Here is a 312-nt window from a genome sequence, read left to right on the forward strand (position 1 = left end):
CTTCGGGTTGTGAGGTTAAGCGACTAAGCGTACACGGTGGATGCCCTGGCAGTCAGAGGCGATGAAGGACGTGCTAATCTGCGAAAAGCGCCGGCGAGGTGATATGAACCTTTGACCCGGCGATGTCCGAATGGGGAAACCCAGTGCAATTCGTTGCACTATCGTTAACTGAATACATAGGTTAACGAGGCGAACCGGGGGAACTGAAACATCTAAGTACCCCGAGGAAAAGAAATCAACCGAGATTCCCCCAGTAGCGGCGAGCGAACGGGGAGCAGCCCAGAGTCTGAATCAGCTTGTGTGTTAGTGGAA

1 rRNA gene is annotated in these 312 nt (G+C 53.2%); it reads left to right on the forward strand.

Annotated elements, in window-relative coordinates:
• Positions 1 to 13 precede the first annotated feature (13 nt).
• Positions 14 to 312, forward strand: a 23S ribosomal RNA gene (locus tag ACZ6J2_RS21860); the annotation flags it as partial.

Source organism: Enterobacter sp. E14S (genome assembly GCF_055666685.1).